This window comes from Winogradskyella undariae, from assembly GCF_013285155.1.
GTDB lineage: Bacteria > Bacteroidota > Bacteroidia > Flavobacteriales > Flavobacteriaceae > Winogradskyella > Winogradskyella undariae.
Map to the genome: position 1 here is coordinate 331,124 of NZ_JABTEL010000004.1, position 17,474 is coordinate 348,597.

Below are 17,474 nucleotides of genomic sequence, written 5' to 3' on the forward strand. Positions count from 1 at the left end.
TTAGTTAAACTTAACTTATTAAATTGGGTTTTTAGTTTCATAAACCGCTAGACCAATATATATTTAATACTTTTGAGTTTCATTAGTATTCATAAAATTGAGCGGATTCAAATCACTTTTTAAACAAACATTCATTTATGGTTTAGCCACTGTGCTACCAAGAATGTTGAGTTTTATTTTAGTACCACTTTACACAAATCCTGAGGTTTTATCTGTAGAAGAGTATGGGCGTGTATCGTTTATCTTCGCCTATTTTGTGCTTTTTAATGTGGTTTTGGCATACGGAATGGAAACTGCATTCTTCAGATTTTTTAATAAGGATGAAAATCAAGAAAAAGTCACCAGTACTTCTGCTATTTCATTAATCATAAGTTCACTTGGTTTAATGGGAATTGCCTTTCTGTTTAGAAATCAAATTTCATCACTTATAAATATAGAACTTAAGTATCTCAATTTAGTTTTCATCATATTGCTCTTAGATGCTCTAGTCATTATTCCTTTTGCATGGTTGCGTGCTACAGCAAGACCTATGAAATATGCGATTATTAAGATCCTTAATGTCGCTGTTAATTTAGGATTGAATGTATTCTTGCTACTATACTTAAAAGATTTAGCGACTAATTATCCAATCTTTAATAGTATTTATATAGCAGATTTTGAAATCAGTTACATTTTCATTTCTAACCTTATTGCAAGCGGATTAACTCTGTTGTTATTGCTGTCATTCTACACCAAACTAAAGTTTACTTTCGATACTGTTTTATGGAAAAAAATGATGCGTTATGCATTGCCTGTTCTTATTGCAGGGATTGCCTATTCTGTAAATGAAACGTTTGATCGTATTTTATTAGAAAAACTCTTACCAACAGATATTGCAGAGGAACAAATAGGAATGTATTCGGCATGTTATAAATTGGCTTTATTTATGACGTTGTTTGCAACAGCCTTTCGTTTAGGTATAGAACCTTATTTCTTTAGCCACTCTAAAGCTAAAAATCCACAAAAAAACTATGCTAAAATATTAGAATACTTTGTCGCTTTCGGCTCTGTCATTTTCTTAGGTGTTATTGTTTTTGCAGATATCTTAAAACCCTATATTATTAGTAGTGATGCTTATTATGAAGCCATGTGGATTGTACCATTTATCCTTCTAGCTAATTTTTGTTTAGGCATTTATCACAACCTTTCTGTATGGTACAAAATAACAGATCGTACAAAATATGGTGCCTATATTTCAATATTTGGTGCACTAATTACGTTAAGTCTAAACTATATTCTAATTCCGATAATTGGTTTTAAAGGTTCTGCCATTGCCACATTATCCGCTTATGCTGTAATGATGCTATTATCTTTTTATTTTGGAAGAAAACATTATCCAATCCCTTATAATTTGAAGAAAATAGGATTATATCTATTGGTGTCTATTCTATTTTCGTTTGTGTTTTTCTATAACTACAGAGAAAATTATATTATCGGAAGTGCAATGATAATTGTATTTTTGGGATTAGTTATTTCACTTGAAAAAGAGGAAATAAAACAAATTTTAAATCGAAATTAATTCGTCATTCAGAATATTACATGAATATAAAAATCATCAATAAGTCTAGTCATCAATTACCTCATTACGAAACTATCGCTTCGGCAGGTATGGATTTAAGAGCTAACTTATCAGAATCTAAAATTTTAAAACCTTTAGAACGAAGTATTGTTGGTACAGGTTTGTATATTGAATTACCAATAGGCACCGAAGCACAAGTAAGACCTCGTAGCGGATTAGCGGCTAAAAAAGGAATTACAGTGCTCAATGCGCCAGGAACTATTGACGCGGATTATAGAGGCGAAATAGGTGTTATTTTAGTAAACCTTTCTAACGAAAATTTTGTGATTGAAAACGGAGAGCGTATCGCTCAATTGGTCATTGCAAAACACGAACGTGCAGAATGGCAACTTACCGAAGAATTATCTAGTACAGATCGTGGTGAAGGCGGTTTTGGAAGTACTGGAGTCAAATAACAAATTCCTGACAAAGCAGGAATCTCAGAATAAATAAGAAACTAAAAAAATAGATTCCTGTTTTCTCAGGAATATAGTTTAACAAAAATCACCTGCATCTGCAGGCTCAAAATATGAAAATAATAGTTCCAATGGCAGGTCGAGGATCTCGCCTTAGACCACATAGTTTAACCGTACCAAAACCATTAATTCCTGTTGCCGGTCAACCAATCGTTCATCGTTTGGTTAAGGATATTGCAAAAGTTTTAAAACAACCTATTGAAGAAATTGCGTTTGTTTTAGGAGATCCTGCATTTTTTGGAGATGATGTTGTTAAAAGTTTAACCGAACTTGCAGAAGGTTTAGGGGCTAAAGCATCCATTTACAGACAAGATCAACCTTTAGGGACAGGTCACGCTATAATGAGCGCAAAACCATCTTTATCTGGGCCTGCAGTGATTGCTTATGCAGATACACTGATTAGAGCTGAATTCGATTTAGATCCAACAGCAGATAGTGTTATCTGGACAAAGTGTGTTGCGAACCCTGAAGCTTACGGTGTTGTAAAGCTAGATGAAAACGAGAGTATTGTAGAACTTGTTGAAAAACCAGAAAGCTTTGTAAGTGATCAAGCCGTTATCGGTATCTATTACTTTAAAGATGTTGCGGTTCTTAAAGATAAATTACAAGAAGTTTTAGACGAAAACATAATGAACGGTGGCGAATACCAAATTAACGATGGTATTAAACGCATGATGGGTGATGGACGTGTTTTTAAAACAGGAACTGTTGATGAGTGGATGGACTGCGGAAATAAAGCTGTAACTTTAGATACAAATGCTAAAATGTTAGGGTTCTTAACCGCTGATAAAGAAGAGCAATTGGTTGATGATTCTGTGGTTTTAGAAAATTCTAAAATTATTGAGCCTTGCTATATCGGGAAAGGAACGGTATTAAAAAACACAACTGTAGGTCCTAATGTGTCAATTGGTGAAGGCTGTGTTATTGAAAACACAACCGTTAAAAATAGCTTAATTCAGAATCATACAAATATCAAGAATGCTAATTTAGACGAAGCTATGATTGGTAATCATGTAAAGTACAATGGCGAGTTTACTAAGATTAGTATTGGTGATTATACTGTAATAGAGTAACAAATTCCTGCAAAAGCAGAAATCTCATTTTTTTTAATTCTTCTTTGGAATACTTTTTGAAAACTATTCCAAAGAATACCAAGTAACATCTTAAATTATGTACGTTGTATTATATTCATTTGTAGTTAAACCAAATCATGAAGATCAGTTTTTAGACGCTTGGAAAGGTTTAACAGCATTGATTTATAAACACGAAGATAGCTTAGGATCTAGATTACATAAAAAAGAGGACTTAAATTTCATTGCATACGCACAATGGCCAAGTAAAACTATTTTTGATAATGCAGGAAAACATTTACCTAAGGAAGCAAATACCTTTAAAAACGCAATGAAAGCGTCGTGTATAAAAATTGAAATTTTAGAAAAACTAGAAGTCGTGCAAGACTTGTTAAAAGAAAATAAAAGTGAATAAGAAGTATATTTTTATAGTCGTTTTTCTTTTCGGAATATTAATTCCGCAGGTTAATTATGCTCAGGTCGATTTTAATAAAAAACCAGATGATGATTTAGGGAATGTTGAAGATGAATTTCAAGAGCATTTCTTTGAAGCCTTAAAAGAAAAAGGAATTGAAAATTACGACCGTGCTGTTATTGAGCTTAAAAAATGTTTAAATCTTAGTTCTAAGTTTCCTGTTATTTATTTCGAATTAGGTAAAAACTATAACAAACTTAAAAACTTTGGCGCTGCAGAAGATAACCTGAAAAAAGCAATAGACATGCAGCCAGACAATGTTTGGTTTTTAGATGAACTTTATGATGTGTATTTTCAGCAAGATGATATTAAAAATGCTTTAAAAACGATAAAGCAATTAGTAAAATACCACCCTGATTATAAAGAAGATTTAGCGTCACTTTATGTAAGGGAAGAAAAATACAAGCAAGCCTTAGATATTTTAGACGAATTGGATGCTGAGTATGGTTTGAGTGAATCTAGAGACGGTATGCGTAACGATATTTATAGCATTACAGGAAATGCAGACGATCGTATTGAAAACCTAGAACAACGTATTGCTAATAATCCTAATAATGAGGATAATCACTTAAAACTGATTTATCGTTATAGCCAAACAGGCGATCAAAAAAAGGCTTACAAAGCAGCTAAAGATTTGCTAAAAATAAAGCCTGATTCTAAATTTGTACATTTAGCTTTGTATAAATTCTATCTTCAAGATGAAAAAGTAGATGATGCAATCAATTCTGTAAAAACAGTTTTAACAAGTCCTGAAATTAATGCAGATGCTAAGGCAAAAGTATTGAAAGATTTTGTTGCTTTTGTGTCTCATAATCCAGAATACGAATCCGATTTAATGGATATTACATCCTTAATAGATGATAATAAAGATGCGCAAACACATAGTGATCTTGGGCATTATTATTTAAAAGCCGGAGATAAGGTTAAGGCATTGTCTAATTTTAAAGAAGCTTTAAAACAGAACCCTAACGACTTCAAATTAATTAAAGATGTCTTATTACTTCAATTAGATATAAAAGATTACAATGCAGTTATAATAGATAGTGAGCGTGCTTTAGAATTGTATCCTGCGCAACCTATTCTGTATTTAGTAAATGGTGTGGCTCAGAATAATTCTGGTGAACCTAAAAAGGCAATTGATAATCTAGAAATGGGATTAGATTTCTTAATCGATAACCCAAGTATGGAAGCCGATTTTTATTCAGAATTAAGCATCGCTTATAAAGCCATAAATAATATTAGTAAATCAGAAACGTTTGCTAAAAAGGCAAAAGCCTTAAAAAAATAAGTGTAAATGAATATATTTCAAAAAGATATAAAACTAAAAGTTGTATTTAGTGCCATGCTTATTGGTTTGGTAATGAGTTGTAGCGGAACCAAAAGTGTTATAGCTTCTGGTGTTGCTAGCGATAAACTATCTGCAAAACAAGTAATAAAGCAACACGAAAAAAGTGATGCTGATTTTAAAACGATGAACGCTAAGGTTGCGATTGATCTTATTCAAGGTGAAAAAAATCAAGGTTATACGTTTAGTTTTAGAATGGAAAAAGATCAAGTCATTTGGTTAAGTGCTCCATTCGGGATGGCTCGTATGATGATTACGCCAGATAAAGTGAAGTTTTACAATAAGTTAGATGGCGAATATTTTGATGGTGATTACAAATTATTAAGCGATGTTGTTGGTGTTGATCTCGATTTTAATAAAGTACAAAACATATTGCTAGGACAAGCCATTTACGATTTACAGGAAGAAGCGCATCAGGTTTCTGTGAATGGAAATTCTTATGCCTTAAGTCCTAAAGACCAAAATGTATTGATAGAGTTGTTTTATTTAATTAACCCTTCACATTTTAAAATGGATAGTTTGCAAATGTATCAACAGTCAGAAAAACGAATGTTACAAGTAGATTACGCGTCTTATCAAGAAGTAGATAAGCAAATTATTCCAGAAAATATTAAGATTATTGCTGTTGATAATGACGATGAAGTTATTATTACTATGGCATTTAAATCGGTATCTTTGAACGATGAAGTTCGTTTTCCGTTTAACATCCCAGCGGGCTATAAAGAAATCGTGATTAAATAATGACAACAAACCGTTTCTACACTACACTTATTATTGGGCTATTATTGTCTTGCACATCGCTTTTTGCACAAAGTGATAAGCAAAAAAAATTAGAGCAACAGCGTCAGCAAATTTTGAGAGAAATGAAGCAGATCAATGCTTTGTTATTTACAAAAAAGAAAGAAGAGAAATCTGCCATTACACTTATTGAAGACATTAATTATAAAGTTAATGTGAGAAAGAATTTAATAAGAATTACTAATGAACAGGCTAATTTATTAACCCGAGAGATTAATACAAATCAAGAAGAAATTACGAGCTTAAGAACTCAATTACAAGAGTTAAAAGATGATTATGCGGCAATGGTTGTAAAATCTTATAAGAGTAAATCTGAGCAAAGTAAAGTAATGTTCCTCTTGTCTTCTAACAATTTTCAGCAAGCCTACAAACGCCTTCAATACATACGTCAATATAGAGAATACCAAAAAGAGCAGGGAGAATCTATAAAAGTAAAAACAAAAGAACTTCAAGTTTTAAACATTCAATTATCTAAACAAAAAGAAGATAAGAAGAAGCTTATTGAAGAAAACCGAATTGCAAAACGCGAATTAGAAAGTGAACTAAAACAGCGTGAAGTTTTAGTTGCATCTATAAAATCTGACATGAGTAAATTTGCATCGCAGATTAAATCTAAGAAGCAAGAAGCAGATCGTTTAGATAAGGAAATAGACCGTATAATTGCTGAAGCAATTGCTGAAGCCAATAAAAACACAAATCAAAATACAAGTAATAAAACAAGTTCTACCAAAAAATTTATTTTAACACCTGAAGCTAAAAAACTCGCAGCTAGTTTTGCTGCCAATAAAGGAAAATTGGGTTGGCCAGTATCTCGAGGTGTTGTAAAGGCTAAATTTGGAAAAGGTAGATCATTAACAGACCAATCTGTTGAAGTTAATAATTCTGGTATTAAGATCGCTACTGAAGTCAATAGCGATGTTAAGGCTGTTTTTAATGGTGTTGTATCTTCAATTCATGCTATGAAATGGGGAAACCCAACGATTTTAATAAGACATGGTGATTACTTATCTATCTATCATAACCTTTCTCAACTCTATGTGAAAAAAGGAGATCAGATTACAACGGGTCAAGTAATCGGTAAAGTCTTCAGTAATAAAATTACAGGTGAAACGCTTTTAGACTTCAGAATTTATAAAAACAATTTGAAGTTAAATCCTGAGTCTTGGTTGGCTAGGCAATAAGCAAAGTAGAGAGCTTATTTGTCAAAAAGGGCTTTAAGTTCAGTGGCATCTGCAGGTTTCATTTTTCCTGCTAAAACTAAGCTCAATTGCTTACGACGCAAAGCAGCATCAAAACGTTGTTTTTCTAATTCTGTTTCTGGCACTAATTCTGGTACTTTTACAGGATGTCCTGCTTCGTTAACAGCAACAAAAGTATAAATAGCTTCATTGGCTTTAAGGCGTTCTCCAGACTCTCTATCTTCAATCCAAACATCAATAAAAACCTCCATAGAAGAAGAAAAAGCTCTCGAAACCTTAGCTTCAATCATAACAACACTACCTAACGGAATTGCTTTATTAAAAGCCACGTGGTTAACAGCAGCTGTAACTACAATACGTCTAGAGTGTCTTCTAGCAGAAATACTAGCCGTTTTATCCATACGTGCTAAAAGTTCCCCTCCAAATAAATTATGTAGCGGATTAGTTTCGCTTGGTAATACTAAATCGGTTGCAATTGTTTTAGACTGTAGTGCAGTTTTAGGTAACATAAGTAATTTTAAGATTTGCGCAAATATAAAGGGATTTTATATTGCAGATGTATGATTATAGAAAAATGCAGGAAGCTGAGGAACTTATCAAAATTCTTTAGCATATTCTCTAATTTCTATGAGAAATTTAATGAATTCGCTAAGCGTCTTTTTGAAAAAAAATTCACAAAAAGGCACAACATAACGTTAACCCCAAAAGGTTGCTATAAAGTACTGAAATTAATATCAGAAGAAAATGAATAGCTTCTACTTTGCAGAAATCTATTTAAGATTTTTTATAAGTAACCATGCATCACGGTTATACTCACTACGAATTTTAAATAATTCATTTTGAGCTTCGTTTCGAGTATCAAAACTACCGTAAACAACTTCGTGTAATCCAAAACGATTTGTACCTATTATACGGGCTTTAAATCCTTTTTCTCTTAGTTGTTTTACTTTCATTTCAGAATTTTCTCTCATTCTAAAAGCCCCAGCAACAACATGGTAATTACCACTTTGTTTTTCTAAAGATAAAGTTGCAGCAGGTAACGGACTCATTACAAAAGTAGCTTCTTGTACTTTAGCATCGAGTTGCTCATTAGCTTGCTCTTGTGCAATTTGATTGTGGTTTTCTATAGTTGAATTATAGTAAGTAGCAGCTCCTAAACCACAAAAACCAAGTAAAATAACAGCCGCAGCTGCATATTTTAACCAATTATGATTAGAGCGTTTTTCTGGTGTTAATGTAATTGGTGCAGTTTCTTCAATAGCCTCAACGGTTTCTTTGTAAACTTCTCTTGTAACTTCCGAAGAAGAAAAATGAGATAATCCAAAAGCATCGGTCAAATAATTGATATGACTAGAAGGATTAAATTGAATTTTACCATCAGTACTTAAACCTAAATCACCAATATTCTTAAACTGAATAGTTTCACCTTCAGATAGGTAAGATTTAATAGCTTTTACTTCCTTAGAGATATTAAGCAATGCTGCTGAATAAGGTATTTTTTCTACCTCAGCAATATAATTAGCCAACAAGCCATCATTCTGTTGTAATTGCTCGTTAAAAGATAAAACTTTTTTAGGAGGATAGAATGTATGGGTTGTTTCGTGAATCTTTGCCGAAACACGTTGTGTTAAAAAGGCTCCGAACTCAGGTACGGTAACACATTCGTAACGGTATAAAAGGTCGCTTATGTAAGTCTCTAACTGCATGCGGCAAAGTTAGAAATTTTTATTTCCGAAAGAAATTTCGAGCGGCTTATTTATTAACATCAGATCATAGATGCAACTATCTATTTGATTTTCTTAGGATTTAATATTTAGATTTTCTCTTTTTTTATATAAAATCAGTATCAATATCGAGTCAATTGTCCTCTTGTGATGACTTTCGAGCTGTTTTTAAAATTAAGAATATGTCTAGTTTTTTGATTATTAATCAACCCTCACTTCTTATTTTTAGATTTTCTTCATCTATATAAACTCAAAATTCTACTTGATTTATTTTAAATGAATTGTCCCGTTGAAGGGACTTTAGGGGTGTTATTTATCATTTTATTTTATAGCTTCTAAAATTATAAAGAATCAGATCTGTTTTTCTACTTATGAAATATAAAGTGTTATAATGTTAATAATTAAATAGTTATATTCGTGTAGGTAGATTAATTCGTACAAGTACATAGTTTTCAATGACAGACCAACAACTCATTTACGCTCTTGCACTACAACACGTTCCAAAAATTGGTGCTACAACAGCCAAGAAACTCATTAATCATTGTGGGTCTGTAGAAGCTGTTTTAAAAGAAAAAAAGTCTTCACTTTTAAAAATAGATGGCATAGGTTTGGTTACCATTCAGGGACTTTTTGATAAAAACCTTCTTGAAGAAGCAGCGCAAGAATTAAGATTTATAAAAGATAATAATATTATAGCGCATTATTTTACAGAAGATACGTATCCTGAACGTTTAAAACATTGTTTAGATGGTCCTATAGTTTTGTTTCAATCCGGCAATATTAATATAAAACAGCAACGTATTATTAGTATTGTTGGTGCGCGTAAAATTACGACTAGTGGTATTGCTTTTTGCGAAAAATTAGTAGAGGCTCTATCGCCTTTTAATCCCATTATAGTCTCAGGTTTTGCTTACGGAACCGATATTACAGCACATAAAGCAGCGGTTAAACATAATTTGCAAACTATTGGCTGTTTGGCACATGGGCTTAATCAAATTTACCCTAAAGTGCATAAGAAATATGTTGCGTCTATTGAAGACCACGGTGGTTTCTATACCGATTTTTGGAGCACTGATACTTTTGATAGAAATAACTTCTTAAAGCGCAATCGTATTATTGCCGGATTAAGCGAAGCAACTTTAGTTATAGAATCTGCAGAAAAAGGTGGAAGTTTAGTCACGGCAGATATTGCTAATTCTTATAACAGAGAAGTATTTGCTGTGCCAGGAAGAACAACCGATAGCCAAAGTATTGGGTGTAATAATCTTATTAAGTTTCAGAAAGCACATTTGTTATCTAATCCGTTAGATGTGCCTTATATGTTGAATTGGGAATTAGAGTCTAACAAAAAGCCAGTAATACAACAACAGCTTTTTGTAGAGTTGAGTCCCGATGAAAAAATTATTTGTCAGTTTTTAAGGGAAAACAATAAGGAATTGTTAGATATTATTGCATTACGTTGCGAAATGCCTACATATAAATTAGCGGGTTTACTTCTTAATCTAGAGCTAAAAGGTTTAGTGCGCCCTTTACCTGGTAAATTATTCGAAATAATCTAGAAATATTCGATGAAATACACTCTGTCTTTTTGACTCTTTTTTCACTTAAAATACATCACACGTGTGTGTTATAATATTATCTCTGCATTTTAAAGGGATTTCTCTACACATCAACTAGTTTTTTTTGAGTATCATTTAAACTGTAGCATTTTTGCATTGTAAAACCCAAATTTACACTGAAAAGATATTTGCCTGAGGCTAATTCTTATGTTTATAAGCTTAATAATACTCAATACCTATGAATACAATTTTACATTTCCTATCGTCTAAAAAAACCATAACTGCTTTTTTACTTTTGTTTAGTGCTGTGTCTTTCTATGCACAAACTGTAACTAATATTTTTCCTACTCGTGTAACTACAGGTAGTAAAGTAACTATTATTGGTTCGGACTTTACTGACGGGGATCAGTCAGGTATTACAATTACTAACATAGGTACTGGTAGTAAGACGTTTGTAAGTGATACAGAAATGACTTTTAAGATTACAGCAAATGGTTCAGGTGATAGAACTGAAACCCTTTCAATAACAGGAGTCAGTGGTGCGTATACAACAATTGAATATATTGCGCCAACAAGTAAAAGTGTGGGTGATAGTAGTGAAATTAGAGTTAGAGAAGTGTATACCACTTGGGATCAGAATGGAGATGGAGAACATTTTTGGAAATCTTCTGATTTTAGTTCAAGTGATAGTTCTACGTGGCCAAATGATAGTCATGAATTATTAGGATTTAAAATGAGTTATGGAGGTACTATAGGTGATGTTATTTTTTCGACTGGTATTAATAATGCATTGCTTGAGACTAAATTGGCTGCATCAGGTGTAGATATTTCTTCTACAAGTACGGAGTATGTAAGTCAAGAGTTTAAAGCATATTCTACTAATGGAGTTAGTGGTAAGCCTAACTCTAACAATTATATGGGGTTTGCTGATAAAATAGATGGTTATACAGGTTCAATAGTATTGAATAATGCGGTTAGAAAAACAGTTTATGATGTTATCATAGATGGAGATAACGGGTTAGAATTGGGTACAGGTATCGCTAATTTTAATAATCAGGCAGATATAAGGTTTTACAGTGGTAATGGAGATGTTGGTGCTGTAAATGATGGTATTCCAGATTTATTAATTACTCAAATGGCACAGCCGGGCGGTAGTGATGTTTATTATTATGCAGATGTAGATGGTAATGTTGTTGGAAGGCCTGTTAAACTTGCATTTGTTGATAATAATGATACTAGGTTGTATCAATGGAAAGTAGATTTTTATAGATTAGATTATTCTGCAAGTGCAACTTTTGAAACGGCTATACCAACTACAGCATCATTTGGTAATGGACAGACAAGAGGTTTTAGAATGGCGGCACTAAGTTTAGAAGATTTTGAAATTGATGGCTCAACTACTGCTGCCGCGTATCAAAATATTAATAATATTGATAATATTAACATGGGAGCTGGTGGGTCTTCAGATATGTCTTTTATGGCTTATAACAAGTCTGCATTTGATATTAAATCTCCAGTGATTTCTAAATCTCCGGTTTCAAGATTTGTTTGTAGGTTTCCATCAAGTGAATTTATTTTCACTGCATTAGGGGGTATAGAAGGTAGTCCATCATCAGATCCGGATGAAGCTGCAAAAGAAGAAATTACTTATAGATGGTTTAAAAACAATACAGATTTGTCAGAACCGTCAAATACGCTTACCATCCCTGCTGGATTATATAGTTCAGATTTAGAAGATACTACTTATCGAGTTAGGGTTGAAAACGGCTATGGTGCTGTAGATTTACCCTTTACAATTACTGAAGGTGGTACACCCGCTTATTGGGATGGTTCAAACTGGGTTTTGGCTTCAGTTTATACAGACAATAGTATTTCTGTTCCTGATGGAGATCGTAGTTTAATAGTTACAGCTGATTATAATGACTCAGCAGATGTAGAAGGTTGTGATTGTACAGTTCCAGCAGGAAAAAATGTAACGATACCAGAAGGATATGCAATGACACTTTATAATTCACTTACGGTAGAGGAGGAGGTTGCTGCAACTACTGTAGATGGTGTTGCCGTTGATGCTATACCTGCTGCTACTTTTACTATAGAAGATGATGCTAGTCTAGTACAAATTAATGATGTAGAAAACAGTGGAGATATAAAAGTAATACGTAAAGCAGAGGGTTTACACCAATATGATTATGTGTATTGGTCATCTCCTGTTGAAACAGGTTTAGTATCAAATCTTCCAGGAGATAGAAAATATAGTTGGGAAACAAATGTAGAGAATGCTAATGGAACTCGAGGTAATTGGGTAAATGCAAGCGGTAGTATGTCAATAGGTAAAGGTTACATCGCTAGAGTTAATACAGTATCAGATGATACAGCATTATTTACTGGTAAACCAAGTAATGGCAATATTTCTTGGCCCGTTGATGTTAGTGGTACAGGAGGTCAGGGAGAAGGAAATAGTAATTGGAATTTAATAGGTAATCCGTACCCTTCGTCTATAAATGCTTATGATTTCCTTACAGTGAATAGTGTTGATAATGCAGTAATTGATGGGGGTGTGCATTTGTGGACACATGATTATGAAATAGCGACGACTGTTAATCAATATTATTATGAGGATTTTGGAATGAATTATGGTAACCAGTACATTACATATAATTATACTGGAAGTTCGGATGCAAGTGCAAGTGATGTTTTAAAAATCGCTTCAGGTCAAGGTTTTTTTGTTAAAATATTAAACTCTGCAACTTCTGCTTCTGTAACCTTTACTAACGATATGCGTCACGACGATGAAGAAGCTTATGATAATAGTGGATTTTACAGAAATAGTGAAGAAACTTTAGTTAGTACAGAAAAACAATTAGTTTGGTTAAGTTTAGCTAATGAAAATAACCATGCTATTAGTACATTAATTGGGTATGTTGATGGTGCTACAGAAGAAAAAGATAGACTTTATGATTCTAACACTAACAATGGTGGGTTTAATCTATATTCTTTAATTACTGAAGAAGATAAATTAGTAATACAAGGACTTCCATTACCATTTGTAGACACAAATACAGTACCACTAGGTATTGAATTATCTCAAAGTGGTATTTATAATATTGCTATCGCTAAATTAAAAGGAAGCTTATTTGAAGAGCAAGAACAAGATATTTACTTAGAAGATACTTATACTAATGTGGTTCACGATTTAAGAACAGTACCTTATACATTCACTGGTGATCAAGGTACATTTAATGATCGTTTTATTTTAAGATATACAGAGCCTGTTACACTTTCTGTTGAAGAGATTTCTAATACTAACACATTTGCATATATTAATGATGCTATGTTTTATGTGAAGTCTTCTAGTATAATTGAATCTGTAGACATATATGATATAAGCGGTAAGCAAATTACCAACTATACATCTAATGAAAATAGCAATACTTTTAGTACAGAATTTAATTTTGCTAAAGGTGTTTATATAGCATCTATAAAATTAGATAATGGTAGTATCGTAACTAAAAAGCTAATAAACTAATAGTACAATTAGTTTAAACATAAAAAAGCCCTCAGTTAAAATAACTGAGGGCTTTTTTTATTTAGTATTGTGCTAAATCTAGTATTTGTTTACTTTGATTTTTTATAGATTAAAAAGAGACTAACAATAGCAGTAATCATAACAGTTATGGCTAAATAACCTAACCAATCCATAGAGGTGTCGTCACTTAATAATCGTGAGATTAATAATAATGTCATCGCTATAATTGTTAGCGCAGGGCTTAGAGCTTCTCTTTTAAATTTCATTTTAATAACCCACTCTTTCTCTTACACGTTTTAATACGTCATTAGCAACAAGTTTTGCTTTTTTAGCTCCAACAGCTAAAGCAGCATCAACTTCTTCAAGATTATCCATATAATAATGGTAACGTTCTCTTTGTTCTGCAAAACGCTCTACAACTAATTCGTATAAGGCTTGTTTTGCATGACCATAACCATAATTTCCACCTTCGTAATTTGCTTTCATAGCTGCAAGTTGTTCTTCAGAGGCTAGTAAGCTGTAAATAGCAAAACAGTTACAGGTAGACCAATCTTTAGGGTCTTCAAGAGCTGTGCTATCAGTTTCGATAGACATTATTTTTTTACGGAGTTGTTTGTCTGGTAAAAAGATATTGATAAAATTACCGCGACTCTTGCTCATTTTTTCACCATCAGTACCAGGAATAAGCATTCCACTTTCTAGTATTTTTCCTTCAGGTAAAACAAAAGTTTCTCCCATTTTAGCATGAAAACGAGAAGCAACATCACGTGTCATTTCAATATGTTGTAACTGATCTTTTCCTACAGGAATAATTTCAGCATCATATATTAAAATATCTGCAGCCATTAACATTGGGTAGGTAAATAAACCAGAGTTTACATCTTCTAAACGATCGGCTTTATCCTTAAACCCGTGAGCTAATGTTAAACGTTGGTAAGGGAAAAAACAGCTTAAATACCAAGATAATTCCGTTACTTGAGGAATGTCACTTTGTCTGTAAAATACTGTTTTTTCTATATCTAAACCAAAAGCAAGCCAGGTTGCAGCAACAGAATAGGTATGGTTTCTTAATTCTTCAGCATCTTTGATTTGTGTTAATGTGTGCAAATTTGCGATAAATAAAAACGATTCGTTTTTAGCATCATTTGCCATTTCAATAGCTGGTAAAATTGCACCTAAGATGTTTCCTAAATGTGGTGTTCCTGTACTTTGTACTCCTGTTAAAATTCTTGCCATAACATAACCTGCGGGTGCAGATGTTTCATTAAATTAAACTTAAATTAAAAATAATAAGCAAAGGTAAATTTTTTAGCACAACTATAAGAAGTGATTTAATTTAATTAACTAGTTTTGGTGCCATGGCAATTATAAAATATCCGTTTTGGCTTTTGTATCGTGTTTGGTTCTATATTTTAGTAGCTATTCCGATTATTGTATTATTTCCTTTACTTATCATTTCGATATTAAGAGAGCAGTGGTATCCTTATTTTTTTAGGCTAGCACGTATTTGGTCTAAGTTTATTTTAATAGGAATGGGGTTTGGGTATAGCATTAAAAAAGCAGAAGTTCCTGACCGAAATAAGAGTTACATGTTTGTAGCCAACCATACTTCTATGGCAGATATTATGATGATGTTTGTGGCTGTAAAAAATCCTTTTGTATTTGTAGGTAAGCAAGAATTATCTAAAATTCCACTATTTGGATTCTTTTATAAACGAACCTGTATTTTGGTAGATAGAGGAAGTGCTAAAAGTAGACAAGCTGTTTTTTTAAGAGCGCAAAGACGTTTAAAGCAAGGTTTGAGTATTTGTATTTTTCCTGAAGGTGGTGTACCTGATGAAGATATTTTGTTAGATGAATTTAAAGATGGTGCTTTTAGATTAGCAATTAATCATCAAATCCCTATTGTGCCAATTACATTTTATGATAATAAGAAGCGTTTTTCTTATACTTTTTTTAGTGGAAGCCCAGGTAGAATGCGCGCTAAGATTCATAAGTTTTTACCAACTGAAGGATTAACAATAGCAGACACAAAACCATTAAATAAAGAAGCTAGAACTTTAATTTTAGACGAGTTAACTACTAATTTAATTAAAAAAACGAACTAAGAACTGTATTTTTAATACTCTAAAATTTGTAGTTTAGCCTAGTGTAAACCCCAATAAAGAAAGGTCTAAAATCATCTGATGTATTGTTAAACGTGTTTAATTGATACTTGAAAGTAGGTTCAAGATTTATATACCATTGTTTAGAAAGGCTGTAATCCATTCCTAAACCAAAATTGGCGCTAAAACTTGTTTCATTAATATTATTGGCTTCACCGATTTGTTCTGAGACGCCATTGATATCCGCATAGATTTCATTTTCACTTAAAAAGAAAGTGCTAAAGCCTCCAATGATATTAATCCCAAATTTGCGATCTAATAATTTATATTCCAATTCTAAAGGCACTTCTATAAAACCAAAACGTTGATCTATTTCGCTTTTGCTTACATTTTTCAATAATTCAGGAGCAGAAGACCTATTCATCATTTCAGAGCTCATTAGCGATACGTTTTGTGTGTTTTCGCTAAAAGTAATATTACTAAATGAGCCATTTAATCCTCTAGCGGCTGTTTCTGCACCGGTAAAAGCAAAAACATCTGTAGTGGTTTGGTTTAGATTAACACGGTTAATACCTGTTCTAATTTTTATTTTATTAGAAATAGCATAACTTCCTGTAATACCGTAACTCATATTAATATCAGAGTTTTTGGCGTTTTTATTGAATTGATTATCTATTGAAGAACCTTCGCTTAGTGAATTAAAATAAACAGGTGCTACATTTGGAGAAATGCTCCATCTGTTTTGTGTCTCTTCTTTGTCCTCTTCAATTATTGTTTCATTATTTTCTGCAATCGCATTTTCAATTGTAGCCTTTTCGGTCTCTTCAATTAATAAATTTTCAGATTCAGTAAGTTCTGTTTTAGCTTCTTTTTTAGCTAATGTTTCAGTATTTACTTTTTTAGATAAAGTATTTTCTACAACCGCTGTTTTATTGTTTTTTATAGTCTTGTTAATTATAGATTTTCTTTCTGTTTCAGAAGTTATTTGAGTGTCTTCTATAGTTGTATCTGATGATTTTGTTTTGCTAGCAACTTCAGAGTTCTGATTTGAATTATTAACTATTCTTGATTCTTTAAGCTTTTGAGAAGCTTTATTTATCCCTTTATCTATGTTGTTAGCAATGGCATCATTTTTTTGTTTTGATTGCTTAGCTGTTGTTATTTTGTTAGAAGAATAAGCTTCTTCAATAGTTTCGTTGTTTAAATCTTTTGAATTAGAATTTTGTTCTGAATTAAAATCAGAGTCAGCAACTTGATTGTTTTCTTTTTTTGTTGTCTTAGGTGAATTTAAAATCTTATTTGCAGCATCTTCAGTCTTATTTAAAGATTCAGTGTTTGTATTCTTATCAATATTTACATAAGGTAATTCTTGAGGCTTATTTTCTTCAGAATTAAAAACAGAAACTCCAACAGTAAATAATAAAGCAATAGTAGCAGCTATACCGCCAAGTTGCCACCAAAGCGCAACAACTCTACGTTTTTTCTTTTTGTTAGGAAGACTTTCGTTGATACGATCCCAAATAGCATCGTTAGGCTTAACTTCGAAATCCTTGAATTTTTCCTGAAAAAGTCTATCTATGTTTTTCTTGTCTTCCATTAT

The 17,474-nt window shown here is 32.4% G+C and carries 15 protein-coding genes; 10 read left to right on the forward strand and 5 right to left on the reverse strand.

The features are described 5' to 3' along the window. The first annotated feature begins 97 nt into the window (after window positions 1-97). The 7 genes from HSX10_RS08015 to HSX10_RS08045 all read left to right on the forward strand — a co-directional run bounded on the left by HSX10_RS08015 (window position 98) and on the right by HSX10_RS08045 (window position 6,942). Complete coding sequence (locus HSX10_RS08015) at window positions 98-1,558, forward strand: oligosaccharide flippase family protein (protein WP_173587684.1); 1,461 nt, start codon at window positions 98-100, stop codon at window positions 1,556-1,558. A gap of 20 nt (window positions 1,559-1,578) precedes the next feature. Continuing rightward, a complete protein-coding gene (gene dut, locus HSX10_RS08020; protein ID WP_173587685.1) occupies window positions 1,579-2,013 on the forward strand; it encodes a dUTP diphosphatase in 435 nt (144 codons plus the stop codon). Between the two features lie 113 nt (window positions 2,014-2,126). After that, entirely contained in the window at window positions 2,127-3,146 is a 1,020-nt protein-coding gene (locus HSX10_RS08025; RefSeq protein ID WP_173587686.1) for a sugar phosphate nucleotidyltransferase, read from the forward strand. Between the two features lie 97 nt (window positions 3,147-3,243). Continuing rightward, on the forward strand, window positions 3,244-3,558 hold the full coding sequence (locus HSX10_RS08030; protein ID WP_173587687.1) for an antibiotic biosynthesis monooxygenase family protein: 315 nt from the start codon (window positions 3,244-3,246) through the stop codon (window positions 3,556-3,558). Continuing rightward, window positions 3,551-4,906, forward strand: coding sequence for a tetratricopeptide repeat protein (locus tag HSX10_RS18890; RefSeq protein WP_173587688.1), 1,356 nt, complete (start codon window positions 3,551-3,553; stop codon window positions 4,904-4,906). Before HSX10_RS08030 ends, HSX10_RS18890 begins: the two co-directional genes overlap by 8 nt. Before the next feature lie 6 nt (window positions 4,907-4,912). Beyond that, a complete protein-coding gene (lolB1, locus tag HSX10_RS08040) occupies window positions 4,913-5,704 on the forward strand; it encodes a lipoprotein insertase outer membrane protein LolB1 (protein ID WP_254453214.1) in 792 nt (263 codons plus the stop codon). Next, window positions 5,704-6,942 (forward strand): murein hydrolase activator EnvC family protein, encoded by a 1,239-nt coding sequence (locus HSX10_RS08045; protein WP_173587689.1) that lies wholly within the window; start codon window positions 5,704-5,706, stop codon window positions 6,940-6,942. The genes lolB1 and HSX10_RS08045 overlap by 1 nt, the downstream gene beginning before the upstream one ends. Before the next feature lie 14 nt (window positions 6,943-6,956). Here HSX10_RS08045 and HSX10_RS08050 read toward each other — a convergent pair whose 3' ends face one another. Beyond that, complete coding sequence (locus tag HSX10_RS08050) at window positions 6,957-7,469, reverse strand: acyl-CoA thioesterase (RefSeq protein ID WP_173587690.1); 513 nt, start codon at window positions 7,467-7,469, stop codon at window positions 6,957-6,959. A 261-nt stretch (window positions 7,470-7,730) separates the two neighbouring features. Further along, entirely contained in the window at window positions 7,731-8,666 is a 936-nt protein-coding gene (locus tag HSX10_RS08055; RefSeq protein WP_173587691.1) for an HU domain-containing protein, read from the reverse strand. 473 nt (window positions 8,667-9,139) lie between these two features. On the opposite strand from HSX10_RS08055, the gene dprA reads away from it, so the two are divergent. Together dprA and HSX10_RS08065 are read left to right on the forward strand one after the other, a co-directional pair. Then, window positions 9,140-10,243 (forward strand): DNA-processing protein DprA, encoded by a 1,104-nt coding sequence (gene dprA / locus HSX10_RS08060; protein ID WP_173587692.1) that lies wholly within the window; start codon window positions 9,140-9,142, stop codon window positions 10,241-10,243. A gap of 238 nt (window positions 10,244-10,481) precedes the next feature. After that, window positions 10,482-13,769 carry a DUF8693 domain-containing protein gene (locus tag HSX10_RS08065; protein ID WP_173587693.1) on the forward strand — a complete coding sequence of 1,096 codons (3,288 nt, stop codon included), beginning with the start codon at window positions 10,482-10,484 and terminating at the stop codon, window positions 13,767-13,769. Between the two features lie 89 nt (window positions 13,770-13,858). On the opposite strand, the gene HSX10_RS08070 is transcribed toward HSX10_RS08065, so the two are convergent. Both HSX10_RS08070 and trpS read right to left on the reverse strand, forming a co-directional pair. Next, window positions 13,859-14,035 (reverse strand): hypothetical protein, encoded by a 177-nt coding sequence (locus HSX10_RS08070; RefSeq protein WP_173587694.1) that lies wholly within the window; start codon window positions 14,033-14,035, stop codon window positions 13,859-13,861. 1 nt (window position 14,036) lies between these two features. Beyond that, window positions 14,037-15,005, reverse strand: coding sequence for a tryptophan--tRNA ligase (trpS, locus tag HSX10_RS08075; RefSeq protein ID WP_173587695.1), 969 nt, complete (start codon window positions 15,003-15,005; stop codon window positions 14,037-14,039). Window positions 15,006-15,127: 122 nt separating this feature from the next. Here trpS and HSX10_RS08080 point away from each other — a divergent pair, with 122 nt between their 5' ends. Next, window positions 15,128-15,877 (forward strand): lysophospholipid acyltransferase family protein, encoded by a 750-nt coding sequence (locus HSX10_RS08080; RefSeq protein WP_173587696.1) that lies wholly within the window; start codon window positions 15,128-15,130, stop codon window positions 15,875-15,877. A 19-nt stretch (window positions 15,878-15,896) separates the two neighbouring features. Here the strand turns inward: HSX10_RS08080 and HSX10_RS08085 are convergent, their stop codons facing one another. Next, window positions 15,897-17,471 (reverse strand): hypothetical protein, encoded by a 1,575-nt coding sequence (locus HSX10_RS08085; protein ID WP_173587697.1) that lies wholly within the window; start codon window positions 17,469-17,471, stop codon window positions 15,897-15,899. Between the last annotated feature and the right edge of the window lie 3 nt (window positions 17,472-17,474).